This window comes from Mycobacterium sp. OAS707, assembly GCF_014873705.1.
Classification (GTDB): Bacteria; Actinomycetota; Actinomycetes; order Mycobacteriales; family Mycobacteriaceae; genus Mycobacterium.
Window position 1 is genome coordinate 1276648 of record NZ_JADBDS010000001.1, and the last position, 13152, is coordinate 1289799.

At 65.5% G+C, this 13152-nt stretch carries 18 protein-coding genes; 16 read left to right on the plus strand and 2 right to left on the minus strand.

The features are described 5' to 3' along the window. Positions 1 to 228: 228 nt before the first annotated feature. The 10 genes from GGC64_RS06315 to GGC64_RS34585 all read left to right on the plus strand — a co-directional run bounded on the left by GGC64_RS06315 (position 229) and on the right by GGC64_RS34585 (position 8899). The gene (locus GGC64_RS06315) at positions 229 to 795 is read left to right on the plus strand and encodes a TetR/AcrR family transcriptional regulator (RefSeq protein ID WP_192721559.1); all 567 of its coding nucleotides are present in this window, start codon (positions 229 to 231) and stop codon (positions 793 to 795) included. A 71-nt stretch (positions 796 to 866) separates the two neighbouring features. Then, a complete protein-coding gene (locus tag GGC64_RS06320) occupies positions 867 to 1256 on the plus strand; it encodes a nitroreductase/quinone reductase family protein (protein WP_192721560.1) in 390 nt (129 codons plus the stop codon). 64 nt (positions 1257 to 1320) lie between these two features. After that, entirely contained in the window at positions 1321 to 2424 is a 1104-nt protein-coding gene (locus tag GGC64_RS06325; protein ID WP_192721561.1) for a homogentisate 1,2-dioxygenase, read from the plus strand. Further along, positions 2424 to 3623, plus strand: coding sequence for a S9 family peptidase (locus GGC64_RS06330; protein WP_192721562.1), 1200 nt, complete (start codon positions 2424 to 2426; stop codon positions 3621 to 3623). The genes GGC64_RS06325 and GGC64_RS06330 overlap by 1 nt, the downstream gene beginning before the upstream one ends. Beyond that, positions 3620 to 4825: a CaiB/BaiF CoA-transferase family protein gene (locus GGC64_RS06335; RefSeq protein ID WP_192721563.1), complete on the plus strand. Its 1206-nt coding sequence runs from the start codon at positions 3620 to 3622 to the stop codon at positions 4823 to 4825. The genes GGC64_RS06330 and GGC64_RS06335 overlap by 4 nt, the downstream gene beginning before the upstream one ends. Then, a complete protein-coding gene (locus GGC64_RS06340; RefSeq protein ID WP_192721564.1) occupies positions 4822 to 5730 on the plus strand; it encodes a hydroxymethylglutaryl-CoA lyase in 909 nt (302 codons plus the stop codon). Before GGC64_RS06335 ends, GGC64_RS06340 begins: the two co-directional genes overlap by 4 nt. A gap of 4 nt (positions 5731 to 5734) precedes the next feature. Then, a complete protein-coding gene (locus GGC64_RS06345) occupies positions 5735 to 6346 on the plus strand; it encodes a TetR/AcrR family transcriptional regulator (protein ID WP_192721565.1) in 612 nt (203 codons plus the stop codon). A 20-nt stretch (positions 6347 to 6366) separates the two neighbouring features. After that, complete coding sequence (locus GGC64_RS06350) at positions 6367 to 7605, plus strand: acyl-CoA dehydrogenase family protein (RefSeq protein WP_192721566.1); 1239 nt, start codon at positions 6367 to 6369, stop codon at positions 7603 to 7605. Continuing rightward, positions 7602 to 8549, plus strand: a complete 948-nt coding sequence (locus GGC64_RS06355; RefSeq protein WP_370582000.1) for a phosphotransferase family protein — start codon at positions 7602 to 7604, stop codon at positions 8547 to 8549. The genes GGC64_RS06350 and GGC64_RS06355 overlap by 4 nt, the downstream gene beginning before the upstream one ends. Further along, positions 8546 to 8899 (plus strand): DUF6285 domain-containing protein, encoded by a 354-nt coding sequence (locus tag GGC64_RS34585; RefSeq protein ID WP_225951182.1) that lies wholly within the window; start codon positions 8546 to 8548, stop codon positions 8897 to 8899. The genes GGC64_RS06355 and GGC64_RS34585 overlap by 4 nt, the downstream gene beginning before the upstream one ends. Here GGC64_RS34585 and GGC64_RS06360 read toward each other — a convergent pair. Further along, positions 8869 to 9300, minus strand: coding sequence for a MarR family transcriptional regulator (locus tag GGC64_RS06360; RefSeq protein WP_192721567.1), 432 nt, complete (start codon positions 9298 to 9300; stop codon positions 8869 to 8871). The genes GGC64_RS34585 and GGC64_RS06360 overlap by 31 nt on opposite strands. 51 nt (positions 9301 to 9351) lie before the next feature. On the opposite strand from GGC64_RS06360, the gene GGC64_RS06365 reads away from it, so the two are divergent. Then, a complete protein-coding gene (locus tag GGC64_RS06365; protein ID WP_192721568.1) occupies positions 9352 to 9969 on the plus strand; it encodes a TIGR03086 family metal-binding protein in 618 nt (205 codons plus the stop codon). A gap of 52 nt (positions 9970 to 10021) precedes the next feature. Here the strand turns inward: GGC64_RS06365 and GGC64_RS06370 are convergent, their stop codons facing one another. Next, entirely contained in the window at positions 10022 to 10651 is a 630-nt protein-coding gene (locus GGC64_RS06370) for a class I SAM-dependent methyltransferase (protein ID WP_192721569.1), read from the minus strand. A 52-nt stretch (positions 10652 to 10703) separates the two neighbouring features. Between GGC64_RS06370 and GGC64_RS06375 the strand changes: the two genes are divergently transcribed. From GGC64_RS06375 to GGC64_RS06395, 5 genes are all read left to right on the plus strand, one after another. Then, complete coding sequence (locus tag GGC64_RS06375) at positions 10704 to 11093, plus strand: nuclear transport factor 2 family protein (protein WP_192721570.1); 390 nt, start codon at positions 10704 to 10706, stop codon at positions 11091 to 11093. A 1-nt stretch (position 11094) separates the two neighbouring features. Further along, the gene (locus tag GGC64_RS06380; protein ID WP_192721571.1) at positions 11095 to 11628 is read left to right on the plus strand and encodes a YceI family protein; all 534 of its coding nucleotides are present in this window, start codon (positions 11095 to 11097) and stop codon (positions 11626 to 11628) included. Positions 11629 to 11644: 16 nt separating this feature from the next. Further along, positions 11645 to 12040 carry a response regulator transcription factor gene (locus tag GGC64_RS06385; RefSeq protein ID WP_192721572.1) on the plus strand — a complete coding sequence of 132 codons (396 nt, stop codon included), beginning with the start codon at positions 11645 to 11647 and terminating at the stop codon, positions 12038 to 12040. A gap of 163 nt (positions 12041 to 12203) precedes the next feature. Continuing rightward, positions 12204 to 12575 (plus strand): NADH-quinone oxidoreductase subunit A, encoded by a 372-nt coding sequence (locus GGC64_RS06390; protein ID WP_192721573.1) that lies wholly within the window; start codon positions 12204 to 12206, stop codon positions 12573 to 12575. Further along, positions 12566 to 13120, plus strand: coding sequence for an NADH-quinone oxidoreductase subunit B family protein (locus GGC64_RS06395; RefSeq protein WP_192721574.1), 555 nt, complete (start codon positions 12566 to 12568; stop codon positions 13118 to 13120). The genes GGC64_RS06390 and GGC64_RS06395 overlap by 10 nt, the downstream gene beginning before the upstream one ends. Positions 13121 to 13152 lie beyond the last annotated feature (32 nt).

The following is a 13152-nucleotide window of genomic DNA, read 5'->3' on the forward strand; positions in this document are numbered from 1 at the left end:
CGTCATTCGGCACCGCAGCACTTGCTTTACTGCGCTGTCGCGCCCGCTCCGCTGAGCCCGGTTCGGCGGAAGAGCGGACCGAGAAAATTTCAGTTGTGCGTGTGCAGTAAAACATGTGACCAGCTCGCGAGGACACCCGACTGGCGCTGACTGTCATTTTCCTGTGATCAAACAGAAGTATCGTCAGCGTTAGTTTGTGCCGCCCGCCAGGGCCGTAGGCTGCCGCTCATGGGGAGGGCGAAGGCCTCGGCGAACACCCGGTTATCCGTCGACGACTGGATTCAGGCGGGGTTCGCGATTCTGGCCGAAGAGGGCATCAAGGCGCTCAAGATCGATCGGTTGTGTAGTCGCCTTTCAGTGACCAAAGGCAGCTTTTATTGGCATTTCGCCGACATCGCGGCCTATCGCGCCGCGCTGGTGCAGGCATGGGGTGAGTTACGCGGTGACGACCGGCGCGACCTGGGCGAGCTGGCCGGGTTACCGCCGCGCCAACGCCTGTCGGAAATGATGTCGTCGTTGGTCAGCCCCCGACATTGGACGCTGGAGCGGGCGATGCGCGAATGGGCCCGTACCGACGAGGACGCCGCAGCCAGCGTGCGTGCGGCAGACCTGCGCGTCTTCGCGGCGGTCCGTCAGGCGTACCTGGACTACGGGTTCGACGCCGAACAGGCCGAGTTGCGCGCCGGGGCGACTTTTGCCGCCGGCGTCGGCTTCCTGCACATCGCGGGCCCGCAGCCGAGCGCACGCGCGGCCGCGAGCCGGGAAGGCTTCCTCGAGATCATGCTCAAGCGCTGACATTCGTCGAGAAACAGTGCTCACACTAGGTATGAAGGTGCCACGGACCGCCATGGTGTGAAAGGACTCCCATGCCCGACGACACACGTGACCGCGTTACCAACTTCTTCCAAAAACGGGTGGCCAACCCGCTGATGCGGCGGCTGCCCATTCAGACACTGCTGGAGACGACGGGCCGCAAGTCGGGCGAACCCCGGCGCACCCCGCTGGGCGGGAGCCGGGTCGGCGACCAGTTCTGGTTCGTCTCGGAGTTCGGCGACAAGTCGCAATACGTCAAGAACATTCAAGCCGACCCCCGCGTGCGGGTCCGGCTTCGCGGCCGCTGGCACAACGGGACCGCGCACCTCGTACCCGACGACGATCCGACCGAACGGCTGAAATCGTTGCCCCAGTTCAACAGCTTCGGCGTGCGCACCTTCGGCACCAACCTGCTGACGATCCGGGTCGATCTCGAGGATTGACTCTGCTCGTAAAGTAAAACTAACATCACTTTTAGTTCGCGCTGTCACCGTCGATGGAGCCCCCATGGAATCGTTTGTTCACCTGCGGAAGGGGCGGACACCCAAGCGTCTGCACGCGGACCTCGACGGCCTGAAGGACGACGAACTCGGGCGCGGTGGGTTCACCGGTCGCACCGCCAACATCTACCGGCGCAACGATCCCACCGCGTATCGCGCTTCCGGTCCGCTGCGCCCTGTTGACGTGCTGGCGGATCAGCTGAAACCCAGCGACGCCACCGATTCAGCGGGCGGCCCCCTGCTGATGTTCTCGAACGCCGACTGCCAGGTGCTGCTGTCGATGCGGAGCGAGGCGATGCCGTTCTTCGTCCGCTACGTGGACGGCGACTTGCTCAGCTTCGTGCACAAGGGTTCGGGTCTATTGGAGACGGAGTTCGGCCCGCTGCGCTATCGAGCCGGTGACTGGGTGTACATCCCGAAGGCATGCACGTTTCGCCAAGTACCCGATGAAGATTCGATGCTGTTGATGATCCAGGCCACCGACGAGTTTCGGGTGCCGCCGCCGGGATATCTGGGCCGTCACTTCCCGTTCGATCCGTCGCAGGCGACGATCCCCGACCCGGTGCCGCTCGAGGACGGCGATGGTCCGCACGAGGGCGGAGTGTACGAAGTCCGGCTGATCCACGAAGGTGGGCCGACTTCGCTGTTCTACGAACATCATCCGCTCGACGTGGAGGGGTGGCGCGGCGACAACTTCGCGTTCACTTTCAACATCGACGACTACAACGTGGTGACCTCCAATAGCGTGCACCTGCCCCCGACCGTGCATCTGTTCATGCAAGCCACCGGGGTCTACGTGATGAACTTCCTGCCTAAACCGGCCGAGGGCGTGCCCGGCACCGAGCGCACGCCCTGGTATCACCGCAACGTCGACTATGACGAGATCGCGTTCTTCCACGGCGGGTCCCTGTACGGAATCCCGATGCCGCCGGGGTTGATTTCCCATGCCCCGCAAGGGGTTCATCACGGTGCGCCGGAGAAAGCGCGCGAGCGAGCGCGCCGCAAGTTCGACGACTACGACTCGGTGGACTGGGCGGTGATCGCGGTTGACACGCGGCGTCGCCTGGTGCCGTCGGCTGAAATCCTTGCGAACGATTTGGGGCAACACTGATGACGACGACTGGATCTGTCGCGGCACCGCCGCGCCACGAGTACGACCGCATCCCGTATCTGATTGCCTACCAGAATCTTTCGGGTGTTCGCGACGTCTACGGCGGAGTCTCCGAACTCATCGTGTTGGAGAGCTATCTGCTCAAGCCGAAGACCAAACCATCCGATACCGTGCTGGTGTTCATGCACCCGATCGGCGGCGGCGCGTATCTGCCGATGATCAACGCGCTGGCACGCGCAGGCCATCATGTCATCTACTGCAACAGCCGATTCCGCGGCACCGACTCCGCGCTGCTGATGGAAAAAGTCGTCGAGGACCTCGGCGAGTGCATCAAAGACGCCAAGAACCGACTGAGTTACGACAAGGTGGTGCTGGCCGGATGGAGTGGCGGGGGCTCACTGTCGGTGTTCTATCAGCAGCAGGCCACTCATCCGACAGTGACGGCCAGCCCCTCCGGCGATGGCCCCGACCTGACGAAACTGGGGCTCATCCCCGCCGACGGCATCATGATGCTGGCCGCGCACATCAGCCGCCACGGCACACTCACCGAGTGGCTGGACGCGTCCGTCCTCGACGAGTCGGACCCGTCGAAGCGTGACCCGGAGTTGGACCTCTACAACCCGGACAACCCGAACCAGCCGCCGTACACCCCGGAATTCCTGGCGCGCTACCGGGAAGCACAGATCGCTCGCAACCGACGAATCACCAAGTGGGTCAAGGACAAACTGGCCGAGCTGAAGGCCGCCGGGCGCCCCGATGACGAGTTCTCGTTCGTCGTGCACGGCACCATGGCCGATCCCCGCTGGCTGGACCCCACGGTCGACCCGAACGAGCGTGAACCGCGGACCACCTATCTGGGCGATCCGCAGGTCGTGAACAACGGACCCTTCGGCCTGGCCCGGTTCTGCACGCTGCGCAGCTGGCTCTCGCAGTGGAGCTACGACGACGCCAACGGCGATGCCGTCAAGGCCGGGCCCGAAATCGACGTGCCCACGCTGGTGATCGGTAACCTGGCCGACAACGCATGTACCCCGAGCCACACCCGCAGGCTCTTCGAGGCCATCGGGCATCCTGACAAGGAGATGCACGAGATCCCCGGCGCCAACCACTACTACTCCGGCCCCGGCCAGCGCGACACGCTGCGCCAGGCCGTCGGAATCTGCACGGACTGGCTGCACCGACACGGGTTTTCGTTATGACGGTGACCGGTCCGCTCGACGGCATCAGGGTCATCGAGGTCGGCACGCTGATCTCCGGACCGTTCGCGGGACGCCTGCTCGGCGACATGGGGGCCGAGGTCATCAAGATCGAGCCGCCGGGCGCACCAGACCCGCTGCGGACGTGGGGTCAGGCCGAACTCGACGGCCATCACTTCTTCTGGACGGTGCACGCGCGCAACAAGAAAGCCGTCACGCTGAACCTGCGCGAGGAGGCGGGCCGGACACTGTTTCTCGACCTGGTCGAACGCTCCGACATCATCGTGGAGAACTTCCGGCCGGGCACGCTGGAGAAGTGGAACCTCGGTTATGACGTGCTGCATCAACGCAATCGCGGCATCATCCTGGTCCGGGTCTCCGGCTACGGCCAGACCGGACCAGAGGCACACAAGGCCGGCTACGCGTCGGTCGCCGAGGCGGCCAGCGGGCTGCGATACATGAACGGCTTCCCCGGGGGCCCGCCACCGCGGTTGGCCCTTTCGCTGGGCGACAGCCTGGCGGGCATGTTCGCCGCGCAGGGGGCGCTGGCAGCGCTGTACCGGCGCACTGTCACCGGCGAGGGGCAGGTGGTCGACGCCGCGCTGACCGAATCCTGTTTGGCTGTACAGGAATCCACGATCCCCGACTATGACGTCGGTGGTGTGGTGCGCGGCCCGTCGGGCACCCGGTTGGAGGGCATCGCGCCGTCGAACATCTACCCGACCGCGGACGGCAGCTGGGTGGTGATCGCCGCCAACCAGGACACAGTGTTCCGCCGGCTGTGCGCGGCGATGGGGCAACCCGAGCTCGCCACCGACGATCGGTTCGCCAATCACGTTGCCAGGGGCCGCAATCAGGACGAGCTGGACAAGATCATCGGCGCATGGGCCGCCGAACGACAGCCCACCGACATCATCGCCACGCTGTCCGAGGCGGGGGTGATCAGCGGGCCGATCAACACGGTCGCCGAAGTGGTCAACGATCCGCAGCTGCAGGCCCGCGGCATGATCGCTGATCACTGGGACCAGCGAATCGAGCGAAACGTCAAGGGCCCCGGCGTGGTGCCAGTGCTCTCGGACACACCGGGAACGATCCGCAGCGCCGGACCCGCCGCACCGGGCCAGCACAACGACGAGATCTATCGCGGACTGCTCGGCAAGACCGATGCGGAGATGGCTGCGTTGCAGGAGAAGGGCGTGCTATGACGGGGTTACCGCGCCATGTCGATATCCGCGACGTCTCGCTGCGCGACGGCCTGCAGATCGAAGAACCGATTCCGTTGTCGGCCAAGCTCGAATTGCTTGCCGCCGTCGCAGCGACCGGCGTGCGGGAGATGGAGGCGACGGCGTTCGTCTCGCCGTCCAAGGTGCCTGCGCTGGCCGACGCCGCCGAGTTGGCAGCCGAACTGGGCCGCTACCCCGACATCGAGTTCTCAGCGCTGGTCGCCAGTCCCAACGGCGCCAAGAGAGCGGTCGCGGCGCGTCTCGGGTCGATCGAGTACGTGGTGTCGGCGGCCGACGGGCACAGCCACGCCAACGTGGGGCGATCGACAGCCGAGTCCACCGCACTGATTCCGGAGATCGTCGCGATCGCACACGACAGCGGCGCGACCGTCGAGGTCATCGTCGCCACGGCGTGGGATTGCCCGTTCGACGGGCCGACATCGCCCGAACGGGTGGTTGACGTCGTGACCGCCGCGCGCGACGCCGATGCCGACCGACTCGCGATCGCCGACACCGTCGGGACGACCACCCCACGGCGGGTGAGCGACCTGATCGCACGGCTCCGACCCGTGATCGGCGACATCCCGCTGGGCGCACACTTTCACAACACCCGCGGCGCCGGACTGGCCAGCGCGTACGCGGCAGTCAGCGCCGGGGTCACCCGGCTCGACGCGTCGGTTGGCGGACTCGGCGGCTGCCCTTTCGCTCCCGGCGCCAGCGGCAACATCGCTACCGAGGACCTCGTCTACCTCTTGCGGGACAGCGGAATTCACGTCGACGTCGATCTGCAGGCCGCGATCGCCGCGGCGGAGGTGGCGCAGCGTGTCGTCGGCCACGACCTGCCGAGTTCGCTGCTGCGAGCAGGCGACCGCCTCCTCGGCGAGTGATGCCGTGCCAGTCGACACGCTGAGCGCCAAGGGCCGCCAAACCCGGGAGGCCATCGAGCAGGCAGCACGGAAGTTGTTCGCCGAGCGCGGGTTTCACGGCACCACCCTGGCCGACATCACGTCTGCGGCTGGCAAATCGCCCGCGGTGTTCTACCGCTACTTCGCCGACAAAGAGGACCTGCTCGCCGCGCTGGCCGAATCGTTTCTGCACGACATCGTGGCCCCTTCGGGTGGCAGCCTTCAGCTTCCGGATTCACCAGATGACGACAGCTTCTTCTCGACGGCTGTCACGGGCTACTGGAACATGTTCAAGCAGAACATCGGCATCATGATCGCCATGGCACAACTGGCTGCGACGCAGCCGCGGTTCGCCATCGTGCAGAACGAGTTTCGCCGTTTCGGAATGGACATCGTCGCCGCATCGGTGCGCCGCGCCCAGGACCAGGGCTACGGCGCCGAACTTCATCCCGAGCACACCGCAGCGGCAATCGCGCTGCTGTTCGAGAACTTCACCACCGTTTTCGCGGGCACGTCCGGGCTTGGTCTCGAGCTGAGCGACGAGGACGCCATCGCCACCCTAGCGAGGATTTGGAAGAAGACGCTGTACGGGGTCTGACCTACCAGAGGAGAATCACCGTGGATTTCACCCTCCCAGAGCATCTTCCGGGACTGCTCGCCGAGATGGACGCGTTCATCGAGGCCGAGATCAAGCCGCTGGAACGCGAACACCTGCAGTATTTCGACCACCGCAGGGAAAACGCCCGCACGGACTGGGACAACGGCGGCATTCCCAAGCGTGAGTGGGAGGACCTGCTCGGCGAGATGCGCAAGCGCGCCGACAAGGCCGGCTGGCTGCGCTACGGACTGCCGTCACAGTTCGGCGGCCGCGACGGCACTAACATCGACATGGCGGTGATCCGCGAACACCTGGCGCACAAGGGTCTCGGGCTGCACAACGATCTGCAGGACGAGTCGTCGATCGTCGGCAACTTCCCGCAGGTGATCATGATGGACCGATTCGGCACGGACACCCAGAAAGCCGAATGGACCGAGGCGCTGATCACCGGTGAGCGCTCGATGGCCTTCGGCCTGACCGAGCCGAACCACGGCTCGGACGCCACCTGGCTGGAGACGCGGGCTGTGGCAGACGGTGACGGCTGGGTGATCAACGGCGCCAAGCGGTTCAACACCGGTGTGCACCGTGCGACCCACGATCTGGTGTTCGCGCGCACATCAGGTGAACCGGGACAAGCCCGCGGCATCACCGCTTTCCTCGTTCCCACCGATGCGCCGGGCTTCTCCGTGCCCTACTACTGGTGGACGTTCAACATGCCGACCGACCACGGCGAGGTCGAACTGAAGGATGTCCGCGTCCCGCATGACGCTGTGCTAGGGGAGGTTGACCGCGGCCTCGAGGTCGGTCAAACGTTTCTGCACGAGAACAGGATTCGGCAGGCCGCCAGCAGCCTGGGGGCCGCACAGTACTGCATCGACCGCGCCGTCGACTACGCGAACGACCGCTCGGTGTTCGGCAAGCCGCTCTCGGTCAACCAGGCTGTGCAGTGGCCGCTTGTCGAACTGCAGACCGAAGCGCAGATGGTGCGGCTGCTGGTCTATTACGCGGCGACCCAACTCGACGGGAACCACCACATGGAGGTCTCCGACAAGGTGTCGATGGCCAACTACCGCGCCAACCGACTGGTGTGCGAGGCGGCTGACCGGGCGATGCAGGTGTTCGGCGGTGTCGGCTACAGCAGGCACGAGCCGTTCGAACACATCTACCGGCACCACCGCCGCTACCGCATCACCGAGGGCGCCGAGGAAATCCAGATCCGCCGGGTGGCCCAGCGGCTGTTCGGATTCGGGCGCAAGTGAAGGAACGGCTCGAGGCTGTTCTACGTCCGGTGCTCGGCGATGTGAAGGTCGAGAACCTGCGCGCGCTCACCGGCGGTGCCAGCCGGACCACGTGGGCATTCGATGCGGATGGCCGTGCGTTGATCCTGCGTACCGGCCCACCCGATGACATGCACGCCGGGATGGAGTTGGAGGCCGCAGTACAGCAGCGCGCCGCCGCGGCTGGTGCACCTGTCCCCCACATCCTTGCTGCAGACAATTCGCCTGCCGCACTGGGCAATCCGTATCTCATCTGCGACGCGATCGCAGGCGAGACGATTGTCAGGAAGATCTACCGTGGTCTCGACGACAGCGGCCGGGCGCGATTGTTGCAGCAATGCGCGCAGGCGCTGGCCGCCATCCACCGCGCCGACGCTGACGGGATCGGACTGGCTCCATCGGATCAGCTCGGCGAGTGGCGCGACCGTCTCGACGAAATGGGCGACACCACAGCCACATTCGAGTGGGCGTTTCGCTGGCTGGACGCCAACCGTCCCCCACCGTCGCCGCAGGTGCTTGTGCATGGCGATTTCCGGATGGGCAACCTGATCGTCGACGAGTCAGGTCTTGCGGCCGTCCTCGATTGGGAACTGGTGCACACCGGCGAGGCCTATGAAGACCTGGCCTGGTTCTGCATCCGGGCCTGGCGTTTCGGTGCGCCCGAGCATCTCGGTGCGGGCGGGCTTGGCAGCGTCGAAAGCTTCCTCGCTGCCTACGAGGCGGCGGCGGGCGTCGCCCTTGATCGTCACGTGTTCCGGTGGTGGCTCACCGTCGCCACCCTGCGCTGGGGCGTCATCTGCCGCTTCCAGGCCGAGCGGCACCTTTCTGGGCAGACACCGTCGGTGGAACTGGCCGCGATCGGCCGTCGCGTCGCCGAAACCGAGTGGGACGTCTTGGATCTGCTCGAGGGAGGTGGCCCGCGATGAGCTGGCTGTACGGACGGCCGACGGCGGCCGAACTCGTCGCGGCGGTCGCCGACTTCCTCGACAAGGACGTGCGATCCTCGATGGACGGGCCGATCAACTTCCACGCCCGCGTCGCCGCCAACGTGCTGCGCATCGTCGAGCGTGAGCTGACGGACACCTCAACGGCAGACGCCTCCGACAGGCTGGCCGAGTTCGGCTTCGCCGACGAGGCACAACTCGCGGCGGCGATTCGCGCCGGGGAACTGGACGACCGAGCAGCGGACCTCTTGCCCGTGCTGCGCATGCTCGTCCGTCATCGGCTGGCGGTAGCACATCCGGGCTATGACCAGTCGACGCCCGACAACTCCTGAAGTATCCGCAGGAACGCAGCACGATCGCTGGCCGACAGCGTGCCGAGCCAACGTTCCTCACCCCGCTGAATCGCGGCCTGCGTCGCGTCTTTCAGCCTGCGGCCTTCTTTGGTGATCGCCAACAGCCGCGCCCGCCGGTCCTCGGGGTCGGGCACGCGCTCGATCAGGCCCTTGTCCTGCAGCTCGTCGAGTATCGCGATGATGCGCGTCTTGTCCGCGCCGATCGCCTCCGCGAGCGCGGCCTGCGTGCGGATCGCCGACCGGTCAAGGGCGACGAGCACGCTGTAACCCCACATCGACAGCCCGTTTGCCTCCAGCACAGGAAGCTCGGCCGCCATCATGTCGCGCACCAACGGGGCCAACATGGCGGCGAGGTCGGGCCGCTTACGCCGGGACGTCACATCCGGATATTAAACATTGACCGATAATATGCATCCGCATATGATCTGCGCATGCTTACTAATCAGGACATCCGATCATTTCACCGCGTCGCGGTAGTGGCCTCCGTTGACATCGTCGACAAGGTTCGCCCCACAGATTTGCAGCGCCCGACGCCTTGCGAGGGCTGGAATCTGACTCAGCTGTTGGCGCACATGACGGTGCAGCATCGCGGTTTCGCGGCGGCGGCGCGCGGTGACGGCGCCGACCTTGCGCACTGGGACGCGTCCGCCGTGGCCGAGGCTGTGGCGTCCGACCCGGCGGCCACGTATGCCGCGGCCGCGGCCGACGTCCTCGAGGCCTTCGCCGCCGACGGCGTGTTGGAAGCGACGTTCGCCCTGCCCGAATTCGGTCCCGGCGCCGCGGTTCCCGGCGCGCAGGCGATCGGCTTTCACTTCGTCGACTACGTCGTCCACGGCTGGGACGTCGCGCGGGCGATCGACGTCCCTTTCACACTGCCGGACGAGGTGATCTCCGCGGTCCTGCCGCTGGTGTTGGCGGTTCCCGACGGCGACTTTCGAACTGCACCCGAGTCCCCCTTCGCCCGAGCCATCGCCGCAGGCGAGGGAGTCAGCGATCTCGATCGGGCGCTGCTGCACCTGGGCCGCTCGCCGGCCTGGACGCCGTCATAGCGACTTGTGTGCGTTTTGTTGCGCTGAGCGCTCCTGGACGCACACAAATCACTCAGACCCGGCGGGCTCGCGCCAGCCAGGCGGGCTCGTCGACGCGCGTGCCGACGGGCAGGCCGATCGCCTCGGCCTGAGCCTGCTGCACGACACCGCGGTAGGTGGTGGTGTCCAGTGCCTCGAGCGTCCAGCCGTCGCCGAAGGCCCCGCGGATCTCGGCCTCGCTGACCTGGGGACCGAACCCGCGGCCGGCATCGGACAGCGCCAAGACATGCACCACTCCTCCCGGCCGGAGCGCGGTATGCAGGCTGCTCACGTATCGCGCACGATCGGCGTCGTCGAAGATGTGGAACAGCGCGCTGTCGACGATCGTCTGATAGCCCGGTTCGGGGCCGAGGTTCATCGCGTCCGCCACCTCGAAGCGCGCATCGACACCCTGCTCGGCGGCATTGGCCCTGGCCTGCTCGACCGCGTGCGGCGCGAAGTCGATACCGAGCACGTCGTACCCCAAGCGGGTCAGCATGATCGTGTGTTCGCCTGTCCCACAACCGATGTCGAGCACCTTGCTGTTGATCTGGCCGGCGCGTTGCAGCTCGACGATCGCTGGCTGCGGCTGACCGATCACCCACGGCGCCGTTCGGGTCTTGTAGGCATCGTCGAATCGGGAGAGGGTTGGTGTTGAATCCATACAGACCAGAGTTCTACCTCAACCCAACTTGAGGTCAAGGGGGACGACGAACATGCCCGTCGCGGATATCGATGCAATCGCAGACCGCCTGTTCCACGCGATCGAGAACGGCGACATCGCCACGGTGCAGCAGCTGTGGGCCGACGACGTCGTGGTGTGGAAGGTTGCCGACCGGGGCCGGGACCGCGTACGCGCGCTGCGCGTCATCGGCTGGTTCGTCGACGCGACGACCGAGCGCCGTTACGAGATATTGGAGCGCCAGTTCTTCGAGGGCGGATTCGTCCAGCAACACATCCTGCATGCCAACGGCCGCAACGGTGGATCGATCTCAATGCGCGTCTGCATCGTGGTAAAGGTGGGTGCCAACGGTTTGATCAATCGCGTAGACGAGTACTTCGACCCCGCAGAAATGGGCCCACTGCTGGAGTCGGAGCGGAGGTGACATGCCAAGCACACAGGCACTTCTCAGCGATCCCGCATCCGTCGGAGTCTGGAACGTCGACCCGAACCGGTCGACGATAACGTTCAAGGCCAAGTCGATGTGGGGTCTCGCGCCGGTCAAGGGGCGATTCACCGAATTCAGCGGCGACGGCCAAATCACGGACACCCGAAAGATTTTCGGCCGGATCGATGTCCAGGCCGCATCTGTGGATACGAAACTCCGCAAGCGCGACGACCATCTGCGCTCGGCCGACTTCCTCGAGGCCGACAAGTTTCCCGATATCAGTGTGGTGGTGACCGACGCCGAAGCCATCACCGGCGACACCGTCGACCTGCGCGCACAACTCACCGTCAAGGGCACTACCGGGCCTCTGCCTTTGCGAACAAAAGTCGCGGTGCTCGACGACGGCTCGGTGCGTGTCATCGCGCAGGCCACTATCAACCGCAAAGACTTCGGCGTCGACGGCAACCTGATCGGGATGGTCACCGACCACGTCACCATTTCGGGCGACGTCGTGTTCCGGCGAGCCGGCTAGCCGTACCATCAGCCGCATGGCGGAACGTGCACTGCGGGTCCTTGTCTACAGCGACAACCCCAGAACCCGTGAGCAGGTGCGGCTGGCTCTGGGCAAGCGGGTGCACCCCGATCTCCCCGAGCTGACCTATGTCGAGATCGCGACCGGTCCGATGGTGATACGCCAGATGGACGAGGGCGGCTTCGATCTGGTGATTCTGGACGGTGAGGCCGCGCCGACCGGTGGCATGGGGATCGCCAAGCAGCTCAAGGACGAGATTGCCGACTGCCCGCCGATCCTGGTGCTGACCGGGCGGCCGGACGACGCCTGGCTGGCGAACTGGTCGCGCGCGGAGGCCGCGGTCCCTCACCCGATCGACCCGATCCGGTTGGGCGACGCCGTGGTGTCCCTGCTGCGCGCACCTGTGCAGTAGTCACGGCGCCAAAAACCCTGTTGCCCTTGCCTTTTCGGGGCACGGCAACATGGCTGCAGGCAGCTAATAGCGACTCTAACCAAAATGCGTGGCACCCGTCTCAAAGCTCGATAGGGTGTGGGTAAGCTCACATCGACAGCCCACGAGGGAGCGTTTGCTCGGTATGGATTTGTACACGCCAATATTGGTTCTTGGCGCCATTGCGGCTGCGTTTGCAGTCGGTTCGGTCGGCATTGCTCTGCTGGTCGGACCACGGCGCTACAACCATTCGAAACTAGAGGCCTACGAGTGCGGCATCGAGCCGGTGCCCGAGATGGCTTCGGCCCACGCGTCGGGCCAGCGATTTCCGATCAAGTACTACCTGACCGCGATGTTGTTCATCATCTTCGACATCGAAATCGTGTTCCTCTACCCGTGGGCGGTCGCGTTCGACAGCCTGGGGCTGTTTGCCCTGGTAGAGATGCTGCTGTTCATGGTCGTGGTGTTCGTGGCCTACGCCTATGTATGGCGGCGGGGAGGCCTGACATGGGACTAGAGGAAAAGCTGCCCGGCGGAATCCTGCTGTCGACCGTCGAGAAGGTGGCCGGCTACATCCGCAAGGGCTCGCTGTGGCCGGCGACCTTCGGACTGGCGTGCTGTGCCATCGAGATGATGGCCACCGCGGGACCACGCTTTGACATCTCGCGCTTCGGGATGGAGCGGTTCTCGGCGACACCGCGGCAGGCCGATCTGATGATCGTGGCCGGTCGGGTCAGCCAGAAGATGGCGCCGGTGCTGCGCCAGATCTATGACCAGATGGCCGAGCCCAAGTGGGTGCTGGCGATGGGGGTGTGCGCCTCCTCGGGCGGGATGTTCAATAACTACGCGATCGTCCAAGGCGTTGATCACGTCGTCCCAGTGGACATCTATCTGCCTGGCTGCCCGCCGCGGCCCGAGATGCTGCTGCACGCAATCCTGAAGCTGCACGACAAGATTCAGGAGATGCCGCTGGGCGTGCACCGCGAGGAGGCGATCCGCGAAGCCGAGGCCGCGGCGCTGGCGGTCACGCCGACCATCGAGCTCAAGGGTTTGCTGCGGTGACCGAAAACAATGGCGGTCAGGCTGACCTCGAT

Coding starts and splice junctions, on each gene's coding strand:
- GGC64_RS06315 (WP_192721559.1), top strand. CDS start 229: ATGGGGAGGGCGAAGGCCTCGGCGAACACCCGGTTATCCGTCGACGAC.
- GGC64_RS06320 (WP_192721560.1), top strand. CDS start 867: ATGCCCGACGACACACGTGACCGCGTTACCAACTTCTTCCAAAAACGG.
- GGC64_RS06325 (WP_192721561.1), top strand. CDS start 1,321: ATGGAATCGTTTGTTCACCTGCGGAAGGGGCGGACACCCAAGCGTCTG.
- GGC64_RS06330 (WP_192721562.1), top strand. CDS start 2,424: ATGACGACGACTGGATCTGTCGCGGCACCGCCGCGCCACGAGTACGAC.
- GGC64_RS06335 (WP_192721563.1), top strand. CDS start 3,620: ATGACGGTGACCGGTCCGCTCGACGGCATCAGGGTCATCGAGGTCGGC.
- GGC64_RS06340 (WP_192721564.1), top strand. CDS start 4,822: ATGACGGGGTTACCGCGCCATGTCGATATCCGCGACGTCTCGCTGCGC.
- GGC64_RS34585 (WP_225951182.1), top strand. CDS start 8,546: ATGAGCTGGCTGTACGGACGGCCGACGGCGGCCGAACTCGTCGCGGCG.
- GGC64_RS06365 (WP_192721568.1), top strand. CDS start 9,352: ATGCTTACTAATCAGGACATCCGATCATTTCACCGCGTCGCGGTAGTG.
- GGC64_RS06370 (WP_192721569.1), bottom strand. CDS start 10,651: ATGGATTCAACACCAACCCTCTCCCGATTCGACGATGCCTACAAGACC.
- GGC64_RS06375 (WP_192721570.1), top strand. CDS start 10,704: ATGCCCGTCGCGGATATCGATGCAATCGCAGACCGCCTGTTCCACGCG.
- GGC64_RS06380 (WP_192721571.1), top strand. CDS start 11,095: ATGCCAAGCACACAGGCACTTCTCAGCGATCCCGCATCCGTCGGAGTC.
- GGC64_RS06385 (WP_192721572.1), top strand. CDS start 11,645: ATGGCGGAACGTGCACTGCGGGTCCTTGTCTACAGCGACAACCCCAGA.
- GGC64_RS06390 (WP_192721573.1), top strand. CDS start 12,204: ATGGATTTGTACACGCCAATATTGGTTCTTGGCGCCATTGCGGCTGCG.
- GGC64_RS06395 (WP_192721574.1), top strand. CDS start 12,566: ATGGGACTAGAGGAAAAGCTGCCCGGCGGAATCCTGCTGTCGACCGTC.